Genomic DNA, 25,922 nt, shown 5'->3' on the forward strand with positions numbered 1-25,922 from the left:
TGTATGACGCGCTCCACCCGCCTGAATCTGTGGATTTAATAGCAATTTTTCTACAGGAATGCGTTTCAGGAAACGGTTTACCCTCCTTCGGCCGAACGCCGATTCGATGGCTCGCCTTTCAGCAATCTACAAATACTACTGCTATCAAGCGACCGTCTCGTTCGGGTTCTTCTCGCCGATATTCACCCTGTTTCTCCTCTACCGCAACCTCGATTACACGCAAATCGCGCTGCTGAGTACGCTGTACACGACGCTGACCATCGTCGGCGAGATACCGACGGGCTACGTCGGGGACCGAATCGGCCGCCGGGACAGCCTCGTCGTCAGTTCGGTTTGCATGACGCTCTCCATCCTCGGCTTCGTCGTCGCACGGTCGTTTCTCGCGCTCGCGGTGCTGTACGTCCTCTGGACGCTCGCGCTCGTCTTCCGCTCCGGGAGCGACGACGCGTGGCTCTACGACCACCTCCGCGTCGAACTGGACGCTGACGAGTTCGCCCGCGTCCGCGGCCGGGGCATGGCCGTCAATCGCGCGGTGACGGTCGTCACGGTACTCGCAGGGGGCGTGCTGTACGAACTCGACCCGCGATTGCCGTTTCTCGCCTCCGGCGTTCTGAACGGCGCTGGCGTGGTCGTGTTGCTGGCTCTTCCCCGCAACCGGGGATACGGCGACGGCGACGACGTGCTTTCGCCCACCGACGCCATCGACGTCATTCGTCGCCACCTCTCGGTCCCCCCGCTTCGGTCGTTCGTGGCTTACGTGGCGCTGTTCTTCGCCGCGGTTGGGGTGGTAGAAAGCTACGTCCAGCCCATCGCGACGGGCCCGCTCGGGTTTCCAGTCGAACTCATGGGTCCGCTGTACGCCGGATTCACGCTCGTCTCCGCGGGAGCGAGCTACTACGCCGGGGCGATAGAGGAGACCTTCGGGCTCCGAACGACGACCCTGCTCGTCCCCGTAATACTCTGTGTCTCACTTGTCCTGCCGGTGTTCGCGCCCCTCCTCGCTCTCCCGATGTTCGTCGCCCGAACGGGGTCGAACACGCTCCTCCGGCCGTTGGTCAACCAGTACATCAACGACCACTCGGAGTCCGTCGGACGGGCGACCGTCCTCTCCGCCGCGTCGATGGCCTATGCGGCGCTACGGCTTCCCCTCACCCTCATCGGTGGGTTCGTCGCCGACGCGTATTCGCCGCTGGTCACCGTCGCTGGCGTCGGCGTCGTCGTCCTCGTCGGACTCGCGCTGGTCGCCCTCTGGGGGTCGCCCGTCCGAGCGGGGACGGAGACGACCAGTACGTCGTGAGAAACACGCACCGAGTTCACTCGACGGGACGTGACTGGTCCCTCTCGACCGTTCGCGGCGGTTCCCCGTCCCGTCTCGTGATGTACCCCGCGATTTTGTTGCGGACGCTCTTCGAATCGACGTTCGTCAGGGCGGTCACGCTCTCCTTGTTCCGGTCGAAATCGTCGGTGAACGCGTTCGGATATCGTTCCAACAGGATTCCACCCACCTTCTTCACGTAATCTGGTTGGACTGGCATTGGAACGTCGTCAACCCACTCCGGGAAAACCGTTGGGGTGGGATTACTACCGGAAGGCGGAAACTGAAACTGGCCGTTCGATGGACCACCCGAACCTGTTGATTTATTGACTCAGCTCGGCCGAGGATTATAGGGTCGTCAGGAACCAACCTCGCCGACATGACACGGATTGCAGTGACGGGTGCCGGCGGCAACGTCGGGAGGGAGTCGTTGACCGCCCTCGACGAGTTCGACGTGACGCCGCTCACCCACAGCGAACACGACGACATCGACAGCGTACTCTGTGACGTGACGGACTACGACGCGCTTTCGGACGCCTTGTCCGGGCACGACGTGGTGGTACATCTCGCCGCGAACCCGTCGCCGGAGGCGGAATGGCGAAGCACCGTGGACGTGAACATCGAAGGGACGCGGAACGTCTTCGAGGCGGCGCGCGAACACGGAATTCGGCGGGTCGTCTTCGCCTCCTCGAACCACGCCGTCGGGATGTACAACGCGGCGGACAGGACCAAAACGGAGACGATGACGCCCGACACGGCCGAACCGATATACCACGACGACCCGCCGCGCCCGGACTCCTACTACGGCGTGAGCAAAGTGACCGGCGAGGCGCTGGGAACTTACTACGCCGACCGCTACGGCATCGAAGTCGTCAACCTCAGAATCGGCTGGCTCATTCCCGAAGAGAAGCTTCGGGAGACACAGGACGAACCGGAGGAACACGCCCGCTTCGCTCGCGCCATGTGGCTCAGCCCGCGAGACTGCCGCGACGTGATTCACGCCGCCGTGACGGCGGACCTACCGGAACCGACCGTCACCGCCCACGCCACCTCGCGGAACGACGAACGATTCCTCTCGCTCCTCTGGAGCGAACGTGCGCTGGGCTACCGGCCACGGGACAACGCGGCGGAAGTCCTCGACTGAAGGCGTTCACGAACGGGAAACCGGTCTACTCGGTCCGGCGAACGCCCGTCAGCAGTCGAACGAGCCACGTCACGACGACCGCGAACAGGTAGTACGTGACGAACAGTCCGGCTTCCCACAGTAGCTTCCCACCGCCGAAGACGCCATCGAGGGCGTAGACCACGTTTTCCAGCCCCCACGGGGCGTCGTAGAGGAAGAGCATCACTAAATACGACGGGATGAACAGAAGCCGCCAGAGGAGAGAACTGTAGATATCGAGGACGACGGGCAGTTGCGACGTGAGCGCGAGGAAGGCGAACAGGAAGAGCGTCGGACGAGCGAACCACACCGACGGTATCGGTGCGGTCGGTAGTGGTGTTTCGGCCATACCATCGCGTACACGTTCGAACGGCTTTACGTCGCGTCCGGTCGTCCACGACGAGGGCTGTCGCGGCCGTCAGACCGGTTCGGCGCTACTCCATCTGCGGCGGACCGTCGGACTGCCGTCGTGCGCCGATAGTCTTCGGATGAGGGTTCTCCCCGCGTTCGGCCATGCCGAGGTATAACGCCGCGTTGACCAATCCGACGTGACTGAACGCCTGCGGGTAGTTCCCCAACAATCTCCCCGACTCCGGGTCGATTTCCTCGGCGAGGAGGCCGAGCGGACTCGCGTGCTCGCAGACCGATTCGAACACGTCGCGCGCCTCCTCGACGCGTCCGGAGAGCGCCAACGCGGAGACGAGCCAGAACGAGCAGATGACGAAGGTTCCCTCCTCCCCCGGCAAGCCGTCCGTGCCGTTGTAGCGCCGAACGAGGCCGTTGTCGTCCGCTTCGAGTCGGTCGCGGACGGCGTCGATGGTGTTCTGCACCCGGTCGTCGTCGAACGGAAGGAAGCCGACGATGGGAATCAACAACGCCGTGGCGTCGAGCGATTTCGAGTCGTACGATTGGGTGAAGCTCCCGATCTCGTCGTCGTATCCTCGTTCGAGGAGTTCGCCGCGAATCATGTCGCGGGTCTCCTCCCACTCCGCCGTCGGGGCGTCGAACTCCCACTCGTCGGCGATTCGCAGGCCGCGGTCGATGGCGACCCAGCACATCACCTTCGAGTGGACGAAGTGGCGAGGCCCGCCGCGGACCTCCCAGATTCCCGCGTCGGGGTCGTCCCATACGTCGCAGACGTGTTCGACGATGCCGCGAATCGCGCCCCAGTCGTGGGGAGAGAAGTCGTCGGGTTCGGCGGTTTCGAATATCGCCAAGAGGAGTTCGCCGAAGATGTCGAGTTGTCGCTGGTCCTTCGCCGCGTTGCCGACGCGAACCGGGGTCGAATCGCGGTAGCCCGAGAGGTGGTCGAGCGTCCGTTCCGTCAGGTCGGGGTCGCCGTGCAGTCCGTACAGCGGTTGGAGTTGGGTCGGATGGTTCGCGTGACTGAGGTCGAGAAACCAATTCAGATACGCGTCGGCTTCGGCGGTGTGGCCGAGGTTGGCGAGCGCCTGAATCGTGAACGCGGCGTCACGGATCCAGTTGTAGCGATAGTCCCAGTTTCGAACCCCGCCGGGGTTCTCCGGGAGCGAGGTGGTCGGTGCGGCACAGATGGCCCCCGTTTCGCGGTGGGTGAGCAGTTTGAGTACCAACCCCGACCGAATCGCGAGGTCGTGTGCCACTCCGCTGAACGTACAGCCGTCGGGACAGGAATGCACCCAATCGTGCCAGAATTCGGTGGTTCGTTGGAGGCGGCCCTCACAATCGTCGGGTTCCGCCTGCCTCGTCTCGTCGTGAGACAGCACGAACCACGTCGATTCGTCCGCCGATACCGACCACGTGGTTCGTACCGTCGATTCGTCCATCTCGAATCCGACGCCGCCCGAGAGGAAGACGAACTCCCCGTCGTCCGTTCTGCCGCCATCGTCGCCGTCTCCGTCCGTAACTCGAATCCCGTTCTCGACGGACTCCACTGCCGTCTCTCCGCGGGCGTAGTCGAGGCGTGGTTCGAACGTCAGTTCGAGTTCGACGCTCCCCTCGAGGGCCGCCACCTTACGGTAGACGGCGCGCTCCGTCCCGTCGTCCTGGACGGGCATGAAATCGATGACACGTACTCGACCGGAAGCCGTCTCGAACGTCGTCTTCAACACGTTCGTTTCGTCCAGATACGACTGCTCCGCGTCGAACGGTTCGGTGGGCTGAATCCGCCAGTAACCGCCGTCTTCGGCGTCCAAGACGCTCGCGAACACGCTCGATGACTCGACGTGGGGCATGGGGAGCCACTCGATTTCACCCTCGTCGTTCACCAGCGCACAGGTCTCCAGATTGCCGATGAGTCCGTACCGTTCGAGGGAGGGGTAGCGAGTCACCGTTTCGCACCTCCGGAAAACTGCGTCATACTGATAGTTCGACCGAGAAACGAATTGAAGCTTTGGGCGGATTGCCGTTCATATTCGGGCCGGTCGGCGTACGTTTTTATGCGATGACGGGAGCACTCCCGGCCACCGTGGGACACCGAGCACTCGTCGCGTACGAGCGACCGGACGGCCGTTACGACCGCCACTACGCCCATTGGGGTGCGACCGACCTCACGCTGCGCCACGAAATCACGGCGGAAACGCCGTTCGCGGCCAAACGGGAGGAACGAACTCCGGCCTCATGGACCCCGGCCATCGACCCGACACCGCGAGAACGGGCGCTGTCGTTCGAAGATGCCGCCACGTTCGACTATCGGACGTACGAGGCGTTCTACGTCGTCTCGCTCGCCTGGGTCGTCACCGCGTTCCTCCCGCTGTGGTTCGGCACCTCCACCGACGACGACCCGCATGCCGGCGTCCTCCTCGCTGTCAACTCCGAGCGCGATTCCGAACGCGTTCGACGGTGGTTTCGCGCGACGAGGGTGGTGGTTCGGGACATGGTCCGTCGGGAAGCGCTCGACGGAGCGGCGGCACACGACTACCTCGACGCTCGCGTCGGCGAGTGGACGGGAAGCCGTCGGGAGGTGATTTCCGTGCGCTGATGGCAATCGGTTTTTATCCGACTACCATCTACCATCCGGAAGTGACGCAGACGAACGATACGGACCCCGCCACGCTTCGAAGGCCGACACACGACGAGGCGCTGGCACACGTCGAAACGGCGGTGGAACGAGGGGACCTCGTGACCATGTTCGGCCGCTGTACCGTCGATTACGACGGACGCGCGGAGAGCTATCTCGGACCGGGCGACCGCCTCGTCGTCCTCAAACCCGACGGAACCACACTCGTCCACACCGAGGAGGGACAGAAACCGGTGAACTGGCAACCGCCGGGCGGCATCCTCGCCACTGAACTCGTGGACGGCCAACTCCGCGTCGGGAGTCGACGGACGAGTCCGAGCGAATCGCTCGAAGTCCAGTTCGAACGCCTCGTACAGGTGTCGGCGTTCGACGTTACCGACGCGAAGGAACTGTCGCTCGCGGGGACAGAGGAGGACCTCCGCCAACGAATCCTGGACGACCCGGACCTGGTGGAAGCCGGGTTCACGCCGCTCGCAACGGAACGGCAGACGGCGGCGGGTGCCATCGACATCTACGGCAAGGACGCGGACGGAATCACGATGGTCGTCGAACTCAAACGGCGGCGCGTCGGCCCCGATGCGGTGGGGCAACTCCGGCGATACGTGGACGCCCTCCACCGTGACCTGCATGCCGAGGCCGAGGTTCGCGGCGTCCTCGTCGCGCCGTCGGTGACGGAACGCGCCCGCAACATGCTCGCCGAAAGCGGCTTGAAGTTCGTCTCGTTGGAACCGTAAAACGGCAGTCGTTCAATCCAACTGCCCTTTCAGCTTATCGAGCAGTTGCAACGCTTCGAGCGGCGTCGTGTCCGCGACGTTGGTTCGTCGGAGTTCGGCCAGTACGTCGTCCGAAGCGGCCGACGCGGACGGAGAGGGGGCGGAGTCGGTCGAATCGGTATCTCGGGAATCGGAATCCGTTGCATCTACCCCGTCGCTTTCGGCCAGCAACTCCTTCGAGCGTCGAATGACCGACTCCGGCACGCCCGCGAGCCCCGCGACTTCGACGCCGTAGGACGCCATCGTCGCGCCCTCCGAGATGTGATGTTCGAAGACAACGTCGCCGTCCCGCTCCGTCGCGCCGAAGTGGAGGTTCGTGGCGTTCGGGAGGTCGGCGGCGACGGCGGTGAGGTCGTGGTGGTGCGTCGCGAAGAGCGTCTTCGCGCCGATTTCGTCGTGAATGTGTTCCGTCACCGAACGGGCGATGGCGAAACCGTCCGTCGTACTCGTTCCGCGACCCACTTCGTCAAGCAAAATCAGCGACCGGTCGGTCGCGTCGCGGAGGATATCCGCGAGTTCGGTCATCTCGACCATGAACGTCGAACGACCGCCCGCGATGTCGTCGCTCGCGCCGACGCGGGTGAACACGCGATCCACTAATTCGACGCGCGCTTCGTCGGCGGGCACGAAGCTGCCGACCTGTGCGAGGATGGAAATGAGCGCGACCTGCCGCATGTACGTCGATTTTCCGGCCATGTTCGGCCCGGTGATAACTGCGAGCGTGTCGTGGTCGAGGTGGGTATCGTTCGGGACGAACGAGGATTGGGTTCGCTCGACGACCGGATGACGACCGTTCCGAATCTCGATTCCCTCGGGAACGATTTCGGGGCGAGAGTAGCCGTGATTCGCGGCGACTTCGGCGAGCGCGACGAGGGTGTCGAGTTCGGCTAACGTCTCGGCGAGCGACTGCACTCGTTCGGACTCCTCGGCGACAGCCTCGCGAACCTCGCGGAAGAGGTCGTACTCCAACTCGTCGGCGCGCTGTTCGGCGCGGACGATTTCGTCCTCGCGCTCCTTGAGTTCCGGCGTGTAGAACCGCTCGGAATTTTTCAGGGTCTGCCGTCGCGTGTAGTCCTCGGGCACCTTGTCGAGGTTCGGGTCGGTGACTTCGATGTAGTAGCCGTGGACCTGATTGTAGCCGACTTTGAGCGAACCGACGCCCGTTCGCTCGCGTTCGCTCGCTTCGAGGTCGTCTATCCACGCCTTGCCCGAGCGCTCCGTCTCACGGAGGGAATCGAGTTCGTCGTCGTAGCCCGACTTGATGACGCCGCCCTCGGTGATTTCGATGGGCGGCTCTTCGGGAATCGCACGGCCGATTCGGTCCCGTACGTCGGCCATCTCGTCCAGATTGGCGTGGAGCGTTCGGAGCTTGGGTGATTCGACTCCCTCCATCGCGTCCGCGATGTCGGGCACCACGTCGAGCGTCGCCTTCAGCGAGCGCAGGTCACGGGCGTTGGCCCGGCCACGCGAGACGCGCGAGATGAGGCGTTCGATGTCGTAGACGTTCCGAAGCAGGTCGTGGACCTCCTCGCGTGCCTGCACCGCGGTCGTCCACTCCTCGACGGCGTCGAGTCGGTCCTCGATGCGGTCGCGTTCCAGCAGGGGTCGGCGAAGCCAATCCTTGAGTTTGCGACTCCCGAGGGCACACGCCGTTTCGTCCAAGACGCCGACGAGGGTGGCTTCCTCCTGTCCATGGACGGCACGAGGGGAGAACAGTTCGAGGCTCGTGAGCGCGACCGCATCCAACAGCATGTACGAGCGCGGGTCGTAGCGCGTGAGGTGGTTGAGGTAGTCGAGTCGGGTGTCCGCGACGTACTCGCTTCCATCCTCGTCGACCGCCCCTTCGCCGCCGCGGACGTACTCGGCGTAGGAGAGGAGCGCGCCACAGGCCCGGACTTCGGCGTCGGTGGCGAACAGCCGTTCCGGCGGGCCGAAGTAGTCGGAAACGAGGTCGCTCGCGCCGTCGATGCCGAACGTGGCACCCTCGTACTCCGTCACCATACAGTCCGCGTCGAACACGTCGGGCGTCGACGCGTCGTCGGCGTCGAACGCGGGCGCGACGATGGCTTCCGTGGGCGCAAAGCGCTCCACTTCGTTGCGGACCTCACCCTCGGTTTCGACCGTCGTCGCGTAGAAGTCGCCAGTGGAAACGTCGAGGATGGCGAGTCCGTAGCCGTCGTCGCGGGCGAGGCTGGCGACGAAGTTGTTGTCGTCGCCGTGAAGTAGTTCGTCCTCGGTCAGCGTGCCGGGCGTGACGACGCGGGTGACGGCACGTTCGACCACGCCCGAGGCGTCCGCCGGGTCCTGCACTTGGTCAGCGACGGCGACGCGATACCCTGCCTCCAACAGCGCCTCGATGTACGATTCGGCGTTGTCGATGGGGATTCCGGCCATCGGATACGTCCCCGTGTTGTCCTCGCGTTGTGTGAGCGTGATTTCGAGAATCCTCGAACAGCGCTCGGCCGCCTCGCAGAACGTCTCGTAGAAGTCGCCGACCTGAAACAGTACCATCGAATCGTCGTACTGGCGACACAGCTCGAAGTACTGACGCATCATCGGCGTCAGCTCGTCGCTGTGTTCGGCCATCTTCTCGGGTGCCCCCAGCGCCGCGTCCATGGGTGAGACCCAGTCCCCGCACGGCAATAAGCCACCGGAATCGCGGCGCAGGTTCCCGGTTTGGCCTATCGTTCGTCCGTGAACGCCACGTCGTAGAGGTGGTAGTCCGCCGTAGCGAGTTCGAGTGCCCCGTCCATGTGTTCGCGTACGTCGGGTCGCTCGAAGATGGCTTCGTAGTCAGCTTCGCTCTCCCACTGGGCGTAGTTGACGACCCGCTCTCCGTCCCGGCTTCGGTGGATGTTCGCGGAGATGAAACCGGGGAGGTGGCGCATGGCCTCCTCGGTGGCGTTGGCGAGGAAGTCCACCAGTTCGTCCTGCCGCTCGGGAGCCACCGTGAGGACGTTGATGAGCGTCGTTACGTCCGTTTCCGTGTCGATAGTCGTCATCGAATCCTGTTCGTCACACCGACGGAAATACGCTCCTGCCCATCGCTCCCGTCCGTTTCCAGTGGAGTTAAGTGGAGTCGGCCTCTCGGAAGTGAAGGTTACCGATGGACATCAGGACAGGTCTCTCGTACGGCGATGTACTGCTCGTTCCGCAACGCTCCCCGGTCGATAGCCGGAGCAACGTCTCTCTCACGACGAATCTGACGCCGAACCTCGAACTCGACGCGCCGCTTCTCTCCGCGCCGATGGACACCGTCACCGAGACGGACGCCGCAATCGCCCTCGCCGAGATGGGCGGTCTCGGCACGATTCACCGCTTCATGGGTATCGAGGAGCAGGCCGAACAGGTGCGCGCGGTGAAAGCGGCCGGTGGACAGGTCGGTGCCGCCGTCGGCATCAACGAGGAGTTCATCGACCGGACGGAGGCCACGCTCGACGCGGGTGCGGACTGCATCATGGTGGACGTCGCCCACGGCCACATGGAGCGCTGTTTGGACGCCGTTTCGGAAATCAAATCCGAGTTCCCGGACGCGGAACTCGTCGCCGGAAACGTCGTCACACCCGAGGCCGTCTCCGACCTCTACTCCGCGGGCGCGGACGGCGTGAAGGTCGGCGTGGGTCCCGGTTCGCACTGCACGACCCGCAAGGTGGCCGGGGCGGGCGTCCCGCAACTGACCGCCGTGGACGACTGCTCGGAGCGGGCAGACGAGTTGGGAACCCCCATCGTCGCGGACGGCGGCATCCGCACCTCCGGCGACGCCGTGAAGGCGCTCATGGCAGGCGCGGACACCGTCATGATGGGAAGCTTCTTCGCCGGAACCGAGGAAGCGCCCGGCGAAACCGTGACCGTGGACGGGCGGACGTTCAAGCGCTCGCGCGGCATGGCCTCCACCGCCGCGAACGCGAACCGCACCGACAAGGACCTCACCCCCGACGCCGACGAGGGAATCGAAGGCCTCACCGCGTACAAAGGCTTGCTCGCCGACGAAACCGAGACCTTCCTCGCCGGAATCCGCTCTGGACTCAGCTACTGCGGCGGCCACGACATCGCCGCCGCCCGCGAGAACGCCCAGTTCATTCAGGTCGCCCCGAGCGCGCGGGAACGCGAAGGCGCTCACTCGGTCTTCGCGGACGTGAAAACGGAGGAGGAGAAAGCACTGGCTCCGCTGCAGTAATCCGGTTTCACGTCGCGCATTTCGATTTTAGATATGGCGCGCGCTGGGACAACCCTGAGGGCAGCGAGGTTTTGGAAAACCTCGAAAGCGAGCGGCGTCGCCGCGAGCCATCGTCCGAAGGGCTGTGCTGATAGCGTGCGAGGTCTTCGTGAGTGACGAAGGAACGAGCGAATGGCTCGTCAGAGGGAAGCTCTGACGGTGGATGAGCACCGGAACGAACGAATGTGAGTGAGAAGCGCAATCGGTTGGGGAGGGTGTGGCTGTCGTGGTGCTGTGCGGTGCGGAAGCGGGTGTGGATGGACTGAAAGGGACCGCCCGGTCGCGTTTGTCGTGGTCATCTCGGCGACCGTTATCGGGGACCGGGCGTTGTGGAGAGGTCCCCGATATGTTGTCGAGTGGCCGCGAGCGGGCGGGGGCTTTCGAAGACACCTTCCCGGCGATTGAAATCGCACTAGAGTCAGGATTCTTTCGTAGCGAGCGTGGCGGGAACCCTGAAAGTCCCCTCCGTCCTCGTTACCGAGACGAAACCAGCGCGACGAAGAGAACGTTTCAATACAGTTTTCGACCGAACCAACACGGTATTTGTGCGCCGCCGAAATACCACCGGTATGAGCGACCTCGGGAAGATAGACCGCGACTTCTTCGACGAACACATCTATCCCTATCTCGGCGCGGACCGCGACGACGAACTCCTCGGGCCGAAACACGGCGTGGATTTCGGCGTGATTGAACTGGAAAACCAAGTCGTCGCACTCGCCACCGACCCCCTCTCGCTCCTGCCCGAACTGGGATTCGAGCGGGCGGCGTGGTTCGCGTTCCACGTCGTGATGAGCGACGTGGCGGTCAGCGGCCTGCGACCGACCCATCTGGCGGTGGACTTCAACCTGCCGCCGGAAATCACCGACGAGGAGTTCGCCACGGTGTGGCGGACGTTCGACCGGGAAGCGAAGAACCTCGGCGTCAGCGTCGTCACGGGCCACACCGCGAGATATTCGGGCTGTCAGTATCCGTGGGTCGGCGGCGCGACGACGCTCGCGGTGGGGGAGAAGGGGAATCTGGTCCGACCGGACGGGGCACGACCTGGCGACAAGGTCCTCGTGACGAAGGGACCGGGCGTGGAGACGGCGGGGTTTCTGGTGACGCTGTTCGAGGACCGAATCGACCTTCCCGAGGAAACTATCGCGGACGCGAAAGAGCGATTCTACGACATGAGTCCGGTCGAGGACGCGCTGGTGGCGGCCGAAGCGGGACCGGTCACGGCCATGCACGACGCCACGGAGTGCGGGATTCACGGCGCGCTGGTCGAGATGGCCCGCTCCGCCGAAGTGCGCTTCGACGTGAGCCACGACGACGTGCCGATTCTGCCGGGCGTGCTGGAGGCCTGCGAGTACTTCGACATCGACCCGTGGGCGTCCACGACCGAGGGAACGCTCGTGCTGACCGTCGCGTCGGAGGGCGCAGAGGACGTGTTGGCCGCGTTCGACGACGCCGGGATTCCGGCGGCCGAAATGGGGACGGTGCGTGAGGGCGAAGGTGTGTACGTCGATGGCGACCGAATCGAGCATCCCGACGTAGACCCCTCGTGGCAGGTGTTCGCCGAGTTGTCGGGCGAACGGGAGTGAACACCACGGATAAATACCACAAGATAATATTTCGGACCGATGAGCGAGTTAGGCAAAGTGGACGGCGAGTTCTTCGAGGAGTACATCTTCCCGCATCTCGGCGCGGAGCGAGACGACGTGACGCTACAGCCACAGCACGGCGTGGACTTCGGGGTCATCGAGCTTGACTCGATGGCCAGTCAGACGGAGTCTGACGATGTTCTGGAGGTCGGCGGAAACGCGATTGTGACGGCGACGGACCCCATTTTCGTCATGCCCTCGCTCGGCTTCGAGCGGGCGGCGTGGTTCGCGTTTCACATCCTGATGAGCGATGTGGCGGTCAGCGGTCTCCGTCCGACCCATTTAGCGGTGGACTTCAACCTGCCGCCGGAAATCACCGACGAGGAGTTCGCGACCGTTTGGCAGACGTTCGACCGGGAAGCCCGAAAACTGGGCGTCAGCGTCGTCACCGGTCACACGGCCAGATACGCGGGGTGCAACTACCCGATGGTCGGCGGAGCCACCGCGATGGCCGTCGGCGACCCCGAAAAGGTCGTCCGACCGAACGGCGCGCGACCGGGTGACAAGGTGCTGCTCACGAAGGGTCCCGCCGTGGAAGCGACCGGCCTGTTGAGCAACCAATTCGAGGACCTCGTGGACCTCCCCGAGGAAACCGTCGAGCAGGCAAAAGAGCGATTCTACGACATGAGTCCGGTCGAGGACGCCCGCGTCGCGGCGGAGACGGGCGACGTGTCGGCCATGCACGACGCCACGGAGGGCGGCGTCCACGGCGCGCTGGTCGAGATGGCGACCGCGAGCGGGGTTCACCTCGAGGTGAGCAGCGAGGACATGCCTGTGCTACCGGGCGTGTTAGAAACCTGCGAGTTCTTCGGCATCGACCCGTGGGTCTCCATCAGCGAGGGGACGCTCCTACTGACCGTGGCACCCGAGGACGCGGAACGCGTCGTTTCCGCGCTGGACGACGCCGACATCCCCGCGGGAATCATCGGCGACGTGCACGACGGGGACGGTGTCACCGTCGATGGGGAGGAGATAGCACATCCCGAGGTGGACCCCTTCTGGGCCGCCTTCGAGGAGTTCATGGAGAAATCGACGTGACCCGAAACGCCGCACCGGTCGAGATTCCGGTCGCGCTGACCATCGCCGGGAGCGACTCCGGCGGCGGGGCGGGGATTCAGGCCGACCTGAAGACGATGGAGGCCCACGGCGTGTTCGGCACCAGTGCGATCACGAGCGTCACGGCACAGAACACCCGCGGCGTCGAAGGGTTCGCCACGCTTCCCGTCGCGGAAGTCGAAGCCCAATGTGAGGCCGTCCTCTCGGATTTCGACGTTCGAGCGGTCAAAACCGGCATGCTCGCCGAAGCTCCCGTCGTTCGAAGCGTCGCGTCGCAGGTCGCCGACGTGGACGTCCCCGTCGTCGTGGACCCGGTGATGGTCGCGGCTTCGGGCGACCGACTGCTCGATGCTGACGGCGAGGAGGCCTACGCCGACCTGTTCGAACACGCGACGCTCGTCACGCCGAACGCGGACGAAGCCGAGGTTCTGACGGGTATCGAACCGACCGACGACGAGAGCGCCACGGCGGCGGGAGAAGCGCTCCTCGAACTCGGCGCGGACGCCGCCCTCGTGAAAGGTGGACACGTCCCCGGCGAGACGGTTCGGGACGTGCTCGTCACGGACGACGGTACGGCGGTCTTCGAGCACCCGCGAATCGACACCGACGCGACCCACGGGTCGGGATGCACGCTCGCCAGCGCCGTCGCCGCCCGGTTCGCGTTGGGCGACGACCTCGAAACCGCGGTGTCGGGAGCCACCGACTTCATGGAGCGAGCGGTCCGCTACGCGGCCGACGTCGGCGAGGGACCGGGAGCGGTCCACCACCTCGCCGATCTCCGGAACCGAGCGGCACGGAACGACACGGCGGAGGCGGTCGAGCGAATCGTCCGCTCCTTCGTCGAACGGGACGTGAGCGCGCTGGTCCCCGAAGTCGGCATGAACGTCGTCGCGGCGACGCCGTACGCCGAGAACGCGGGAGAGACCGCCGCCGTCGAGGGGCGAATCACCCGCACCCTGTCCGGTGTGAACCCGAATCGCGGCGTTCGATTCGGCGCATCGAGCCACGTAGCCCGGTTCCTGCTCTCGGCCCGTGAGTTCGATTCCGACCTTCGATTCGCCGTCAACTGCCGGTTCGACGCCGACGTGGAGGACGCCCTCTCGACGCTGAGCGGCGAAGTCGCGGAGTTCGACCGCGACGCGGAACCCGAGTCCGTGAAAGAACAGGAGGGAAGTACGATGGGGTGGGGCGCAAAGCGAGCCTTCGAGTCGGCTGACGAAACGCCCGTGGCGATAATCGACCGCGGCGAAGTCGGGAAGGAGGCAATCGTCAAACTGCTCGCGACGGACGAGGAGGAACTCCAGCGACGGACGTTAGCCCTCCAGTCCGCGTTGGAAGCGGGAGGGTCGTCGTGAACGCCGACGTCGGAGTCATCCTCCCGCAGTACGGCCACGACTACGATACCGTCCACGACGTGGCGCTCGATGCGGAAGCGTGCGGGTTCGACGCCGTCTGGCTCGAAGACCACTTCCAGTCGTGGATCGGGAAAACCGAACGGGACACCTACGAGTGCTGGACGACGCTCTCGGCGCTCGCGGAGGCGACGAACGGCATCCGACTCGGAACGCTCGTCACCTGTCAGGCGTACCGTCACCCGTCGTTGCTGGCGAAGATGGCCGCGACAGTGGACCGCGTGAGCGACGGTCGCCTCGACCTCGGACTCGGCGCGGGGTGGTACCGGGACGAGTTCGAGCGCTTCGGCTACGAGTTCCGCGAACCGCCCGCCGCGCGCATCGAGCGACTGCGCGAAACGGTCGAGGTTCTTCAGGGGCTGTGGACGAACGAGTCGTACACTCACCACGGCGACCACTTCGATGTGGACGACGCGTTCTGTCGTCCGGAACCGGTACAGGACCCGCACCCGCCCATCTGGGTCGGTGGCGGCGGGGAGCAGTTCACCCTGCGGTACACGGCCGAACTGGCCGACGGGTGGAACTACGGAACCCTCGACCCCGACGGCTTCGCGGAGAAGTTGGCGGTGCTCCGGGACCACTGTGCGGACGAGGCGCGGTACGACGACATCACGAAATCCGCGGAACTGTTCGCGTTCGTCGCCGACTCGCGGGCAGAGGCGGAGGAAAAGCGGGACCGGTTCACAGAGCGCCACCTGCCGGATGAACCGAGCGAACCGCGGGAGTTCTTCCTCGGAGGCTACGTGGACACGGCGTTGGTCGGCACGCCGGACGAGATTCGGTCGGAGTTGGAACGCTACGAGGCGGTCGGTATCGAGGCGTTCATGCTGAGCGTTCCGGACGCACCGCGCGACGACAGTTTGGCCGTACTCGCGGACGAACTCGTTTGAATCGGCGGGCGGCAGGGAACCGTCTTCCTGCGTCCTCTACGCCATCATCTGGCGACAGCTTTTCGCACAGTCCTCCAGCACGTCGGCACAGACCTGGCAGTGGTCGTGGTCGTGCTGGGAACACTCCTCGGCACACTCCTCGCAGGCACCGGCACAGGCTTCGGCGAGTTCGGCGTCGTAGTTCGAGTTTCGCGACATGAACCGCGCGTGCATCGACGCGAGGTCGGCCACGTCCCGACAGAGGCGGATGCACCGTGCCATTCCCTCACCTTTTTCCGCACACTGGTCCGCGCACCATTCGCAGGCTTGGGTCGCCTCGAAGCAGTCGTTGATGCAGTTGTCCATCTCGGCGTCGATGTGGTCGATTTGGGTCAATGCCATGGGACGATTGACGGCGGAACGACGAGTGTTTATTCTGGTTGCTCACGCAACCGGCTTTTGGGACTTCGGACGAACAGCCAGAGGCCTGCAAGAAAGACGAGGAGGGCCACACATCCCAACGCGAGGTGCCACCCGGCAACCCAGTACGGGAGCGCGACCACGTGCCGGGCGCTGTCGAGGAGGTAGCCGAAGACGGGCAGTTTCGTCGTTCCGACCCCGACGGTCCCCGTCTCCCCCGTGGGCGGTCCGGCGGGGTATTCGCCGGGGTAGCGGTCCGCCTCGTAGGGAAGGGTGGGAACGCGGGCGCTCCAGACCATCGCCCCCGACTCGTTCAGTTCCACGACGCGGTTGTTCCTGCTGTCGGTGACGAGCGTGTGGCCGTTCGGTAAACGGTCCGCGTCCCGCGGCCAGTCGAAGCCGATGCCTCCCGCACCGTGGGCCTGCCACGCGATTTTCCACGTCCCGTCGACGCGGTGGAGTTCGACCACACGGTCGTTCTCGCTGTCGGCGACGAGGATGGCGTCCGTCGAGAGGTACTGGGGATTGTGCTGTTTGTTCAACCGTCGCCAGTTCCCGTCATCGTTCACGACGTCGACGACGCCCTCCCCGCGCTGGAGGACGACGAGTTGGTTCGCGTTCCGGACGCTGACGAGGTAGCGTCCCGGCCCGATTCGGTCCACGTCGTTGATGTGCAACCAGTCCGTTCGCGTCGGGTCCGACGGCGGGTCGTACCGTTCGCTCGCGTTCCACTGCCACGTTACCGTCCCGTTGGGTGCGAGCGTGAACACCCGTTCCTCGTCCATGTCCGCCACGAGGAGTTCCCCCGAGGGAAGCAACTCGGCGTCGTGCATCTCGCTGTCCCGTCCGGTTCGGACGGGAAACGTCCACTCGTAGACGACGTGCGGCGAGGGCTTCGGGTCGATGACTCGTACGCCAGTTCGGGCACACGGGAACTCGTAGGGGCCGCAGTTCCGGTAGCCGTTATCGATGAACGACGCGAGGACCGTGCCGTTCGGGAGCCACGACACGTCGTGATAGCCGTTGGCGTGACCGTACTGCCAGAGCGTGTGCCCGTCGGCGTCGAGGGCGACGACCCGTCCGTCGGTCGTCGTGGACTGGACGCCGACGACGGTCGGGTTGGAAACGGTCGGGGACGAGACGTTCGAAATCGGCGGCGTGACGGCGGCGCTAACGACGAGCGTGAGGACGAAGCCGAGGACGGCGACACCCATCAACGTCGCGCCGAGTCGACGCGAACCGGACGGAGCGGAAACCACGCGAGGAGAAGGTAACGGCGGCGGACGGCAAAACCGTACCGGCGGGAACACGTCCGAGCGTCCGACGGATTTCGCGCCGAATCCGTACCGTTTTAGTCGCCGTCCGACCCACTGTCGCACATGAATTCGGTTCTCGCCTTCGGGGGTGTCCGTCGTGAGTGAGGGCGGCATCGTCGGGGAGTTCCTCTCGCTCAAGGCCGAGACGGACGCGGACGTGTTGACGATGCAGGTCGGGGACTTCTACGAGTTCTTCGCGGACGACGCGGAGTTCGTCGGCGACGTCCTCGACCTGAACGTCTCGAAGAAGTCCAGCCACGGCAGCAGCTATCCGATGGCGGGCGTTCCGCTCTCGGAACTGACGCCGTACGTCAAACAGTTGGTCGAACGTGGCTACCGCGTGGCCGTGGCCGACCAGTACGAGACGGACGGCGGCCACGCCCGACGGATTTCGCGGGTCGTGACGCCCGGCACGCTGCTCGAAACCTCCTCGGCGGACGCCCAGTACCTCGCGGGAATCGTCCGCGTCGACGACGGCTACGGGTTGGCGTTCGCGGACGTGACCACGGGGAGGTTCCTCGTCAGCGCCGTTTCGGGACCCGACGCGGAGTCGAAGGCCCTGACGGAACTGTATCGGTTCGACCCGGCCGAGGTCCTTCCAGGGCCAGAGATTCGGAACGACGATTCGTTCCTCGAACGGGTGCGCGACCGGACCGACGCCTCCCTGTCGGTCCACGACGCGAACGCCTTCGCGCCGGGCAAGGCCGCACACCTCACTCGCGAACAGTTCGGAAAGGAGACCCTGTCCAGCCTCGGATTAGATTCGGGCGACGGGGTGGAAGTACGGGCGGCGGGCGCGGTCCTGTCCTACGTCGAGGAAACCGGCGCGGGCGTCCTTGGGTCCATGACGCGCCTGCAGTCCTACCACGCCGACGACCACGTCGAACTCGACGCGACGACTCAGCGAAACCTCGAACTCACCGAGACGATGCACGGCGACCGAAAGGGGTCGCTGTTCGAGACGGTGGACCACACGAAGGCGAGCGCGGGCCGACGGTTACTGAAGGAGTGGCTCCAGCGCCCCCGTCGTTCCCGCGACGTCCTCCGGGGACGCCAGTCGAGCGTCGCCGCCTTCGCCGAGTCGGCGCTCGCCCGCGAGGAGATTCGTGAAACGCTCGCGGACGCCTACGACCTCGAACGGTTGGCGAGCAAGGCGGTGTCGGGGAGCGCCGACGCCCACGACCTGCTACGAGTTCGGGACAGTCTCGCCGTCCTCCCGTCCGTGGCGGACGCCATCGCGAACGCGCCGTCGTTGTCGAATTCGCCGCTGTCCGAACTCGTCTCCGACCCGGACCGCGAGGGCGCGGAGCGATTGCGCGAGGAGCTAGCCGAAGCGGTGGCCGAGGACCCGCCGAACACGGTCACGCAGGGCGGCCTGTTGCGACGCGGCTACGACGCTGAACTGGACGAAATCATCGACAAGCACGAGGAGAATCTGGAGTGGTTCGACACGTTAGCGGGGCGTGAGAAGTCCCGAACCGGCATCTCGCACCTGCAGGTGGACCGCAACAAGACGGACGGCTACTACCTGCAAGTCGGGAAGTCGGACACCGACAAGGTTCCCGCGGAGTACGAGGCCGTCAAGACGCTGAAGAACTCCGAGCGGTACGTCACCGACGAACTCCGGGAGCGGGAACGGGAAATCCTCCGACTCGAAGAGCGTCGCGGCGAACTGGAGTACGAACTGTTCGGGGAACTCCGAAACCGCGTTGCCGAACACACGGAACTGCTACAGGACGTGGGACGAACACTGGCTGAGTTGGACGTGTTGGCCAGCCTCGCCGTCCACGCCGTCGAAAACGGCTGGGTACGGCCCGAACTGACCGAATCGGGACTCGACATCGAACAGGGTCGCCATCCCGTCGTGGAGCGGACGACCGAGTTCGTCCCGAACGACGTGCGGATGGACGACGACCGCGAGTTCCTCATCGTCACCGGGCCGAACATGAGCGGGAAATCGACGTACATGCGGCAGGTCGCGCTCATAACGTTGTTAGCGCAGGTCGGCAGTTTCGTGCCCGCACGGTCGGCCCGCATCGGCGTCGTCGACGGCATCTTCACCCGCGTCGGGGCGCTGGACGAGTTGGCACAGGGGCGTTCGACGTTCATGGTCGAGATGCAGGAGTTGAGCAACATCCTCCACTCCGCGAGCGAGGAATCGCTCGTCATTCTCGACGAGGTGGGTCGCGGAACCGCGACGTACGACGGGATTTCCATCGCGTGGGCGGCGACGGAGTATCTGCACAACGAGGTCAGGGCGAAGACGCTCTTTGCGACTCACTACCACGAACTGACGACGCTGGCGAACCACTTGGACCGCGTCGAGAACGTCCACGTGGCGGCCGACGAGCGAGACGGCGACGTGACCTTCCTCAGGACCGTTCGAGACGGCCCGACCAATCGCTCCTACGGGATTCACGTCGCCGACTTGGCGGGCGTCCCGATGCCCGTCGTGGAACGTTCGCGCGACGTCCTCGACAAACTCAGGCAGGAGAAGGCCATCGAGGCCCGCGGGTCGGGGTCGAACGAGTCGGTGCAGGCGGTGTTCGACCTCGGGTCGGGACAGTTCCAGACGAACGGTGCAGAGGAGAGGACGGAGGAAAGCGACGCGGATGGGACGAACGACGGCGAGGAGTCCGACGCGCGCGATTCCGCGCTCGACCCCGAAGCGGAGGCCGTGCTCTCGGAACTCTCGGGCGTCGAAGTCGCCGACATCTCGCCCATCGAGTTGATGTCGAAGGTACAGGAGTGGCAAAAGCGAGTCGAGAACTGACCGACGGTCGACGCGTTTTCAGGAGTGGCGCTGTCGGCGTCCGTAGCGGTGTTCGCCGCAGTGCCCGTGTCCGTCTCCGGGCGCTCCGTCGGGGAGGTCGTGTCCCGGCGGATGGATGATGTACGCGATGCCGCCGGTTCCCGTGGTTCGCTGCCAGACGTTCTCGAAGTTCGCACGCGGATAGACGAGTCGTACCTCCTCGTCGGTCGGGGCTACCGGGTCGTTGGCGACGACGTCGCCGTCCTCGGTGAACCCGACGACGACCATGAGGTGTCCGTTCGTTCCGTATCCGGCCCCCGGCAGTTCCTCCTCCTCGAACGACTGTGAGGTGATGACGGGTACTCCGGCTTTGATGTACCCTTCCAACTCGTTCAGCGAGCGCAGTCGGGTCACGAACCCGTCGAGACCGAACCGTCCGGCGTAGGCGACGTTGAACGGCCAGTTTCCGGCACCGTCGTAGCTGTAATCGAACGTTCCGCGCGCCGCAAAGTCCACTTGTGGGTCCTCGTACTCCGGGTTCACCCAACTCATCTGTTCCTCCGTGGGACCACGACCCCAGTAGGAAACGACCATCGCCGTCGAAGTGGGACTACACCACGCCTCGCCGCCGCCGTCCCACCGCGGGTACTCGCCGTCGTGAATCGACTGTGAGTACTCGGGAACGTCGAGCGTGATTCCCTCCGCGCCGCCGAGCGGGCTAGCATCGACGTGTTCCCGTTCCGGCAGGTGGGAGGCCATGGCGCTGACCGAGCGCAGTACCGGCGAGGCGTCGTTCTCGGGCAAGCGATACAACGACACGCGGAGCTGATACGCACCGAGCGCGACCCCGTCGGCGGCTTTGAACGTGTCGATGGCTATGTAGCCGTGGTCGTCGCCCTGAGACGAGACGGAGGTCCGATGAATGTCCACGTCGGTCGCCGCCCAACGACCCATGGCGTACCAGTCGGTCAGCTCGCCGCCCGTCGTCGCACCGCGCATCTCTACCTGCAACCACGTCCCCTCCGGGGTGTCCGCCGTCCACGATGCGACGAGTTGCTTCGCGCCGAATCCGACAGGAGACATCCGGGACGTCCATCGAGCGTACTCCCACGCCTTCGTGCCGTTGCCGAACGGGTCGGTGTACTCGTACTGGCCGATAGGGTACGCGACGGTGAGCGCCGTGCCTCCGCGAGCAGGGCGAACGCCCCGAAATTCGCCAGTGGCGAAATCGCGGAGGGACCGCCACCGCTGTACGTCGATTCGCTCGTTTCGCTGCTCGGAGTCACTTCTGGCGGAACCGATTCCCGGAAGGGTGGATAACAGACCGACCGTTCCGACCGTTTTCAGAACGCTCCGTCGAGGAAGACCGCCGTCTCCGTCGATGTCATGTTGGTTGATACCGTTGTTCACAATTCGTTCATGCGATGATAAATATTATATTTATTTATCTATTATTTAAATAAAAATTATGTGGTTCGAAACCGAACACCGGCCAACGCGGGTGAATCCCGTTGCCGAGAATTATTCGCCGGACGAGTAGTTGACGGTGACCGTGGCGACGCCGTAGATGTCGTCCCAGTCCTGGTCCTTGTCCATCAGCAGAACCATCAGTTTGACCTCGCCGTCCTCGGCACCGGCCTCCTCGAGGCCGCCGGGGCGGATGTCGATGGTGAACTCGCCGTTCTCGTCGCGGGAGACGTCGGACCGCTCGATGAGCGTGCCGTCGGTCCGAGCGAAGCGCGACCCGTTATCGAGCGACCCGTCGACGTACACGAGGAAGAACGGTTCGCCGTTCACCGTCCCGTGTTCCGCGGGGTCGACGTGGTGCATGTTCGTGTTGGCTTCGACCTTCAGGTCGAAGTTGGAGTATCCGCCGTTCGCGGATTTCGTGTTCACGACCGAGACGCTCTCTATCCAGTTACCCCCGTCCTCTGATTCCATCTTGTTTTGGAGGGGGGTGTTGGGGGATTGCGGTTCGGACCACGACGATTCCGTGGTCGTGGACGCTTGCGTCGTCGTCGCTGTCGTCGACTGTGTTGTCGTCGCTTGCGACGTCGTCGTGGTTTCTTCTGCCGACTCGGTCGTGTCGGCGTTCTCTTCGGTTGTCGCTGTCGCCGCGGTCGATGTCGCGACCGTCGTCGTTTCCGTGGGATTTTCCATGGACGATGTCGTGCTGGCCGTTCCGTCGTCGCTGCCGGTGAGCGACGAGCAACCGGCGACGGCCACGCAGAGGACCAACAGGAGTGTAATGGTCGTTCTCTTCATGTAGTTGCGAATGACCTCGGACTGGAATTCACGCATGAGCCCATAACTTTGGTACATTGTTTCGTTAGTTGTACGGAATTAAGTATGAAATACACGTCGTCAAATCGACCTGCGTGGTTCGATTTCGTACCAAGCGGTGAAACGATTCCCGGACGGTGGTATCCCTCCCTCTTCGCTTGTTCTAATAGGTGACTAATCGAAAAGTATGAATGACATATGAACGGTCTAATGATTCGGAACCGAGAAGTATTGTGTCAATAGATATGATTTTTGTGCCGAAGTGGTCGTCATCAAACGGCGTCCGAGGAAATAGTTCAGCGAGAGAAACTCTGTCGCAACAACAACAACTCTACATAGTCCCGAAATCGTCGTATCGTTGCTAATCGTACCACCGTTCGAATAGACGAGTTTGAACATCGTATGTACGACACTGCACCCGAGCGGCGGAAAAGTGAAACGAACACGCACATGTGGTTCTCTTCAGGGTCCGAAAACCCGGAATATTTATCTGAAAGAATTCCAATTCATACGGTATGACTTCGGGACACCAGTTTCGGGGGGACGATGCGGATTCGAACTTCCAGACGTGGTTGCAGCAGTTAAAACGACGCGGGAGCAACCTCCTCGTGACCGGAAACGTCCCCGACTGGGTTTCCGCAGCGGCGGCGCGCGCGCTGTTCGGGTACGGACGAAAACGGTATCGAATCTTAGCGCTCATCGACCGAACCATCGACAGCCCCGAATCCCGATTCCCGGAGGACGCGTCCGTCGCGGATACGACGACGTGGGTCATCGACCAGCGAAACGGAGAACGGTCGATTCCGGCCGCCGCGACGTCTGCTGTGTCCTATCTCGACCCGCCGGAGAGGGATAACATCCATCAACTCGGGGAAGAAGTTCAGACGGCGATCAGCTTTTACGAGGAACACGAAAACGGACTCGACTCCGCTCAACTCCGGGTCGGTATCGACTCGCTCTTTCCACTCATTCAGCGAGATAGACGGGCAACGAAACGGGTCCTTCGAACCCTCACCGCGACGGTCCGTGGAGTGAGCGGAATGGCACACTACCACCTTCGAGTCCGGGACGACGAAACCATCGTGAACGACTTGACGCCGCTGTTCGACGCGCGAATCGAACTCCGCCGAAAGCCGGGGATGCACCCCGAACAGCGCTGGCACGTGCCCGAACTGAACGAGACGACGGCCTGGATAGAGCTGTAATCACCGCGAACGTGATACGAGATTGACATGGAGTTCGATACCCTCGACCGGCGCTCCGGGCTCGCCCTCTTCGACCCCGTCGAGAACGTTCGATTCGAACTGTACACCGGGAAACCCCCGTCGATAGAACCCGCCGAGACGGCCGGTTTTTACTTCCCCATCGACGGGGCAGTCGGGTTCGAAACGGCTGCAATCGAGGTTCCGAACCACCTCTCGGTCGTCGTCCGCACCCAAGACGGGTCCATAGTCACGGACGTGACGACGTTCGACGGGTTGTCCCTCCCCTTCGATGCCTACCTCCTCGAAGTGCAGAGCACGCCGATGAAACTCTACATCGCGGTCGAGAGTTCGCTAACACTCGACCACGGCGAAACGTCCGCGATGATCCGTTTCGACGGGCGTCGCCGGGTCCGAATCGGCGCACGGTCGTTTCACGACCGACCGGCGGGGACCATCACCGTCACCGACGACGTCGAGGACGCGATGTCCGCCCTCTCGTTGCTCGGGTCGGCGCTGAAAACGACTTCCTGTGAGCGGTCGTTTCCGACGCTTCGAGGACATCCACCGGTCATCGAGTTCGGGGAGTCCTTCGACGTTCCGAGCGGTATCGAGCGCCCGAAAACGGGCGTCGAACTCGTCGTGCCACCCGAGCGACAGTACGTGTATCCCGCCGCGTCGTTGGCGTACTACCTCGGCGCGGAACTCGTCGCGGGGGACGCACCACGATTGCGAATCGGGGAGTTCGAACACTCGCTTTCCGGACCGGACGGATACGAAGCCGCGGTCAATCGCACCCTCCGACAGGTGTTCTTCCTCGACTGTCTCACGCGCACGGAGGGATACTATCCGGTGGAACTGCACGAACGCGAGCGGGTCGAACCGTTAGTGGACCTCGATTTTGCCGTGTTGTACGACCAACCGTTGGCAGAACAGCTCCCCGACTACCTCTCGATTCCGTTCGAGACGCTCCGACCGCACGTTCCCGACTGGCATCTCACGACGGACGTGGTTCCGACGGCGGAGACGCTTCCCGCGCTCCCGTACTTCGCGAACGAACTATCGCTGTTGCGGACGCCACGGAACCCCGCAACGTACACGTCACGACCCAAGCCGAAGATGTTCGACGAATTTACGCGAACGGCGGCGGTTGCGGCGGGCGACTTCACGAGAAGTACCGATAGCGCGTGGGACTGGGGGGAGGACGAACTGTTCCAAATCGAGACGGCGGATACCATCGAGCACGCGTGGGTCGGCAACGGCTATCCCATCGAGGCGAACAAGGTGTCGATAGAATCCCTCCGCCAGCGGGTCGATTACACCGCGCCGGACGATTCGGCGCTGAAGGTCCACGTCGTCTGCAACGACGTCGCGATGGACGAGGAGAACGTCGTGGGGGGGTTCTACGGACTCCGGGATTTCGTCGCCTTCGACGTGTCGATTCACGAGGAGACGACGACGGACGAACTCGCGACCCTGTTCCGGTCCGACGCCGACTTCATCCACTACATCGGCCACGTGGACGACGACGGGTTCCACTGCACCGACGGCTGGCTCGACGTGAACACGCTCCCCGAGGTCAACGTCGATGCCTTCCTCCTGAACGCCTGCCGTTCCTACCGGCAGGGAGCGACCCTCGTGGAGAAGGGGAGCAGGGGCGGCGTCGTCACCCTCGCGGAGGTCATCAACTCCTCGGCGACGAAAATCGGACGCTCGCTCGCCAGACTGCTGAACTGCGGGTTCTCGCTCCGGAGCGCGCTCAGCATCGCAAAGGAGGGGTTGGCTGGCGGCGTGGAGTACATTACAGTTGGGGACGGCGGGGTAACGCTGTGCCAGAGCGAGAGTGGCGCTCCAGCGATGTTTCGGGTTTCTCGTGATGGTGAAGAATTCTTGCTTGAACATTACCTTTTCCCGACAGCAAACTACGGGTTAGGGTCGATGTCTGCGTCTAAACTCGAAGATGCCCCCATCCGATATCTCATATCTGGGCCATTGAAGCGGTTTGAGGTTTCAAGGGACGAGTTAATGTCCCTGATGAAGCTTGAGTTGCTTCCAGTTAGGGTTGAAAATGATCTCTATTGGAGTGATGAAATTAATACTGCTGATTTGTAGCTTAAGGTCCGTTAGTAGTGTCCGCTGACGCCGCTAAAACGTTCCCCGCTTGTAAGAGGAGCGTACAGATCGTGAACAGAACGCCGATCATTCGCGGGTGCTGTGCTAGGTACCGTTGTAGGTTATCCTCTGACATGCGATTAAATGAATTCAGCGTGTATACCTATCTTTTTCTTAAAGGTACATACCTATGTAATATAGAAATAAATAGGGCAGAATACGACAGGAGTTTGAATGTGTTCGAATATCCGGGAAATCGACGGAGTGAACCGGCTTTGTTCGACACGTCCGACGTAGTTCGACGATATTATCAATCAATTGACCAATGTTCCGGATGTCGCTATCGAGGAAGAACGCGCTCGGAAACGAAACCCGAGCGCCAACCCACACATG

Annotated in this window: 22 protein-coding genes; 12 read left to right on the forward strand and 10 right to left on the reverse strand. The window is 63.6% G+C overall.

The window, feature by feature from the left end; translation table 11 throughout:
* The first annotated feature begins 106 nt into the window (after nucleotides 1–106).
* Nucleotides 107–1,297, forward strand: a complete 1,191-nt coding sequence (locus AC1XDK_RS09140; protein ID WP_483349532.1) for an MFS transporter — start codon at nucleotides 107–109, stop codon at nucleotides 1,295–1,297.
* 16 nt (nucleotides 1,298–1,313) lie between these two features.
* Here the strand turns inward: AC1XDK_RS09140 and AC1XDK_RS09145 are convergent, their stop codons facing one another.
* Nucleotides 1,314–1,535: a 30S ribosomal protein S17e gene (locus tag AC1XDK_RS09145; RefSeq protein ID WP_483349533.1), complete on the reverse strand. Its 222-nt coding sequence runs from the start codon at nucleotides 1,533–1,535 to the stop codon at nucleotides 1,314–1,316.
* Nucleotides 1,536–1,694: 159 nt separating this feature from the next.
* On the opposite strand from AC1XDK_RS09145, the gene AC1XDK_RS09150 reads away from it, so the two are divergent.
* Nucleotides 1,695–2,459 carry an NAD-dependent epimerase/dehydratase family protein gene (locus AC1XDK_RS09150; protein WP_483349534.1) on the forward strand — a complete coding sequence of 255 codons (765 nt, stop codon included), beginning with the start codon at nucleotides 1,695–1,697 and terminating at the stop codon, nucleotides 2,457–2,459.
* Between the two features lie 25 nt (nucleotides 2,460–2,484).
* Here AC1XDK_RS09150 and AC1XDK_RS09155 read toward each other — a convergent pair whose 3' ends face one another.
* Complete coding sequence (locus tag AC1XDK_RS09155; RefSeq protein WP_483349535.1) at nucleotides 2,485–2,826, reverse strand: hypothetical protein; 342 nt, start codon at nucleotides 2,824–2,826, stop codon at nucleotides 2,485–2,487.
* A gap of 85 nt (nucleotides 2,827–2,911) precedes the next feature.
* Nucleotides 2,912–4,786, reverse strand: coding sequence for a glycoside hydrolase family 15 protein (locus tag AC1XDK_RS09160; protein ID WP_483349536.1), 1,875 nt, complete (start codon nucleotides 4,784–4,786; stop codon nucleotides 2,912–2,914).
* A 113-nt stretch (nucleotides 4,787–4,899) separates the two neighbouring features.
* Here AC1XDK_RS09160 and AC1XDK_RS09165 point away from each other — a divergent pair, with 113 nt between their 5' ends.
* On the forward strand, nucleotides 4,900–5,436 hold the full coding sequence (locus AC1XDK_RS09165) for a DUF6735 family protein (protein WP_483349537.1): 537 nt from the start codon (nucleotides 4,900–4,902) through the stop codon (nucleotides 5,434–5,436).
* A complete protein-coding gene (nucS, locus tag AC1XDK_RS09170; RefSeq protein ID WP_483349538.1) occupies nucleotides 5,436–6,209 on the forward strand; it encodes an endonuclease NucS in 774 nt (257 codons plus the stop codon). Before AC1XDK_RS09165 ends, nucS begins: the two co-directional genes overlap by 1 nt.
* Nucleotides 6,210–6,221: 12 nt before the next feature.
* Here the strand turns inward: nucS and mutS (AC1XDK_RS09175) are convergent, their stop codons facing one another.
* Both mutS (AC1XDK_RS09175) and AC1XDK_RS09180 read right to left on the reverse strand, forming a co-directional pair.
* The gene (mutS, locus tag AC1XDK_RS09175; RefSeq protein WP_483349539.1) at nucleotides 6,222–8,864 is read right to left on the reverse strand and encodes a DNA mismatch repair protein MutS; all 2,643 of its coding nucleotides are present in this window, start codon (nucleotides 8,862–8,864) and stop codon (nucleotides 6,222–6,224) included.
* A gap of 65 nt (nucleotides 8,865–8,929) precedes the next feature.
* Nucleotides 8,930–9,250 (reverse strand): antibiotic biosynthesis monooxygenase family protein, encoded by a 321-nt coding sequence (locus AC1XDK_RS09180; protein WP_483349540.1) that lies wholly within the window; start codon nucleotides 9,248–9,250, stop codon nucleotides 8,930–8,932.
* Between the two features lie 104 nt (nucleotides 9,251–9,354).
* Between AC1XDK_RS09180 and AC1XDK_RS09185 the strand changes: the two genes are divergently transcribed.
* The 5 genes from AC1XDK_RS09185 to AC1XDK_RS09205 all read left to right on the forward strand — a co-directional run bounded on the left by AC1XDK_RS09185 (nucleotide 9,355) and on the right by AC1XDK_RS09205 (nucleotide 15,465).
* A complete protein-coding gene (locus AC1XDK_RS09185; RefSeq protein ID WP_483349542.1) occupies nucleotides 9,355–10,425 on the forward strand; it encodes a guanosine monophosphate reductase in 1,071 nt (356 codons plus the stop codon).
* A 608-nt stretch (nucleotides 10,426–11,033) separates the two neighbouring features.
* The gene (locus tag AC1XDK_RS09190; RefSeq protein ID WP_483349543.1) at nucleotides 11,034–12,047 is read left to right on the forward strand and encodes an AIR synthase family protein; all 1,014 of its coding nucleotides are present in this window, start codon (nucleotides 11,034–11,036) and stop codon (nucleotides 12,045–12,047) included.
* A gap of 39 nt (nucleotides 12,048–12,086) precedes the next feature.
* Nucleotides 12,087–13,145 carry an AIR synthase family protein gene (locus AC1XDK_RS09195; protein WP_483349544.1) on the forward strand — a complete coding sequence of 353 codons (1,059 nt, stop codon included), beginning with the start codon at nucleotides 12,087–12,089 and terminating at the stop codon, nucleotides 13,143–13,145.
* Complete coding sequence (thiD, locus tag AC1XDK_RS09200) at nucleotides 13,142–14,518, forward strand: bifunctional hydroxymethylpyrimidine kinase/phosphomethylpyrimidine kinase (RefSeq protein WP_483349545.1); 1,377 nt, start codon at nucleotides 13,142–13,144, stop codon at nucleotides 14,516–14,518. Before AC1XDK_RS09195 ends, thiD begins: the two co-directional genes overlap by 4 nt.
* Nucleotides 14,515–15,465, forward strand: a complete 951-nt coding sequence (locus AC1XDK_RS09205) for an LLM class flavin-dependent oxidoreductase (protein ID WP_483349546.1) — start codon at nucleotides 14,515–14,517, stop codon at nucleotides 15,463–15,465. Before thiD ends, AC1XDK_RS09205 begins: the two co-directional genes overlap by 4 nt.
* Before the next feature lie 36 nt (nucleotides 15,466–15,501).
* Here the strand turns inward: AC1XDK_RS09205 and AC1XDK_RS09210 are convergent, their stop codons facing one another.
* Together AC1XDK_RS09210 and AC1XDK_RS09215 are read right to left on the reverse strand one after the other, a co-directional pair.
* Entirely contained in the window at nucleotides 15,502–15,846 is a 345-nt protein-coding gene (locus AC1XDK_RS09210; protein WP_483349548.1) for a four-helix bundle copper-binding protein, read from the reverse strand.
* Between the two features lie 29 nt (nucleotides 15,847–15,875).
* Nucleotides 15,876–17,294 (reverse strand): aryl-sulfate sulfotransferase, encoded by a 1,419-nt coding sequence (locus AC1XDK_RS09215; protein WP_483349549.1) that lies wholly within the window; start codon nucleotides 17,292–17,294, stop codon nucleotides 15,876–15,878.
* On the opposite strand from AC1XDK_RS09215, the gene mutS (AC1XDK_RS09220) reads away from it, so the two are divergent.
* Nucleotides 17,278–19,953 carry a DNA mismatch repair protein MutS gene (gene mutS / locus AC1XDK_RS09220; protein WP_483349550.1) on the forward strand — a complete coding sequence of 892 codons (2,676 nt, stop codon included), beginning with the start codon at nucleotides 17,278–17,280 and terminating at the stop codon, nucleotides 19,951–19,953. The two genes, AC1XDK_RS09215 and mutS (AC1XDK_RS09220), sit on opposite strands and share 17 nt — an antisense overlap.
* 18 nt (nucleotides 19,954–19,971) lie before the next feature.
* Here the strand turns inward: mutS (AC1XDK_RS09220) and AC1XDK_RS09225 are convergent, their stop codons facing one another.
* Both AC1XDK_RS09225 and AC1XDK_RS09230 read right to left on the reverse strand, forming a co-directional pair.
* Complete coding sequence (locus AC1XDK_RS09225; RefSeq protein ID WP_483349551.1) at nucleotides 19,972–21,342, reverse strand: C39 family peptidase; 1,371 nt, start codon at nucleotides 21,340–21,342, stop codon at nucleotides 19,972–19,974.
* 111 nt (nucleotides 21,343–21,453) lie between these two features.
* Complete coding sequence (locus AC1XDK_RS09230; protein ID WP_483349552.1) at nucleotides 21,454–22,197, reverse strand: hypothetical protein; 744 nt, start codon at nucleotides 22,195–22,197, stop codon at nucleotides 21,454–21,456.
* A 533-nt stretch (nucleotides 22,198–22,730) separates the two neighbouring features.
* Between AC1XDK_RS09230 and AC1XDK_RS09235 the strand changes: the two genes are divergently transcribed.
* Both AC1XDK_RS09235 and AC1XDK_RS09240 read left to right on the forward strand, forming a co-directional pair.
* On the forward strand, nucleotides 22,731–23,420 hold the full coding sequence (locus tag AC1XDK_RS09235; protein ID WP_483349553.1) for a DUF7504 family protein: 690 nt from the start codon (nucleotides 22,731–22,733) through the stop codon (nucleotides 23,418–23,420).
* A gap of 27 nt (nucleotides 23,421–23,447) precedes the next feature.
* Complete coding sequence (locus tag AC1XDK_RS09240) at nucleotides 23,448–25,529, forward strand: hypothetical protein (RefSeq protein WP_483349554.1); 2,082 nt, start codon at nucleotides 23,448–23,450, stop codon at nucleotides 25,527–25,529.
* Nucleotide 25,530: 1 nt separating this feature from the next.
* Here the strand turns inward: AC1XDK_RS09240 and AC1XDK_RS09245 are convergent, their stop codons facing one another.
* Entirely contained in the window at nucleotides 25,531–25,665 is a 135-nt protein-coding gene (locus AC1XDK_RS09245; protein WP_483349555.1) for a DUF7503 family protein, read from the reverse strand.
* Nucleotides 25,666–25,922: the final 257 nt, after the last annotated feature.

This window comes from Haladaptatus sp. HS23 (genome assembly GCF_056892285.1).

Excerpts from the sequence above, each read along its gene's own strand:
- AC1XDK_RS09210 (WP_483349548.1), bottom strand. The coding sequence starts at position 15,846 with ATGGCATTGACCCAAATCGACCACATCGACGCCGAGATGGACAACTGC.
- AC1XDK_RS09150 (WP_483349534.1), top strand. The coding sequence starts at position 1,695 with ATGACACGGATTGCAGTGACGGGTGCCGGCGGCAACGTCGGGAGGGAG.
- AC1XDK_RS09180 (WP_483349540.1), bottom strand. The coding sequence starts at position 9,250 with ATGACGACTATCGACACGGAAACGGACGTAACGACGCTCATCAACGTC.
- nucS (WP_483349538.1), top strand. The coding sequence starts at position 5,436 with ATGGCAATCGGTTTTTATCCGACTACCATCTACCATCCGGAAGTGACG.
- AC1XDK_RS09140 (WP_483349532.1), top strand. The coding sequence starts at position 107 with ATGGCTCGCCTTTCAGCAATCTACAAATACTACTGCTATCAAGCGACC.
- mutS (WP_483349539.1), bottom strand. The coding sequence starts at position 8,864 with ATGGACGCGGCGCTGGGGGCACCCGAGAAGATGGCCGAACACAGCGAC.
- AC1XDK_RS09245 (WP_483349555.1), bottom strand. The coding sequence starts at position 25,665 with ATGTCAGAGGATAACCTACAACGGTACCTAGCACAGCACCCGCGAATG.
- AC1XDK_RS09185 (WP_483349542.1), top strand. The coding sequence starts at position 9,355 with ATGGACATCAGGACAGGTCTCTCGTACGGCGATGTACTGCTCGTTCCG.
- AC1XDK_RS09145 (WP_483349533.1), bottom strand. The coding sequence starts at position 1,535 with ATGCCAGTCCAACCAGATTACGTGAAGAAGGTGGGTGGAATCCTGTTG.
- AC1XDK_RS09190 (WP_483349543.1), top strand. The coding sequence starts at position 11,034 with ATGAGCGACCTCGGGAAGATAGACCGCGACTTCTTCGACGAACACATC.
- AC1XDK_RS09155 (WP_483349535.1), bottom strand. The coding sequence starts at position 2,826 with ATGGCCGAAACACCACTACCGACCGCACCGATACCGTCGGTGTGGTTC.
- AC1XDK_RS09230 (WP_483349552.1), bottom strand. The coding sequence starts at position 22,197 with ATGAAGAGAACGACCATTACACTCCTGTTGGTCCTCTGCGTGGCCGTC.
- AC1XDK_RS09165 (WP_483349537.1), top strand. The coding sequence starts at position 4,900 with ATGACGGGAGCACTCCCGGCCACCGTGGGACACCGAGCACTCGTCGCG.
- AC1XDK_RS09215 (WP_483349549.1), bottom strand. The coding sequence starts at position 17,294 with ATGCCGCCCTCACTCACGACGGACACCCCCGAAGGCGAGAACCGAATT.
- AC1XDK_RS09240 (WP_483349554.1), top strand. The coding sequence starts at position 23,448 with ATGGAGTTCGATACCCTCGACCGGCGCTCCGGGCTCGCCCTCTTCGAC.
- AC1XDK_RS09235 (WP_483349553.1), top strand. The coding sequence starts at position 22,731 with ATGACTTCGGGACACCAGTTTCGGGGGGACGATGCGGATTCGAACTTC.
- AC1XDK_RS09195 (WP_483349544.1), top strand. The coding sequence starts at position 12,087 with ATGAGCGAGTTAGGCAAAGTGGACGGCGAGTTCTTCGAGGAGTACATC.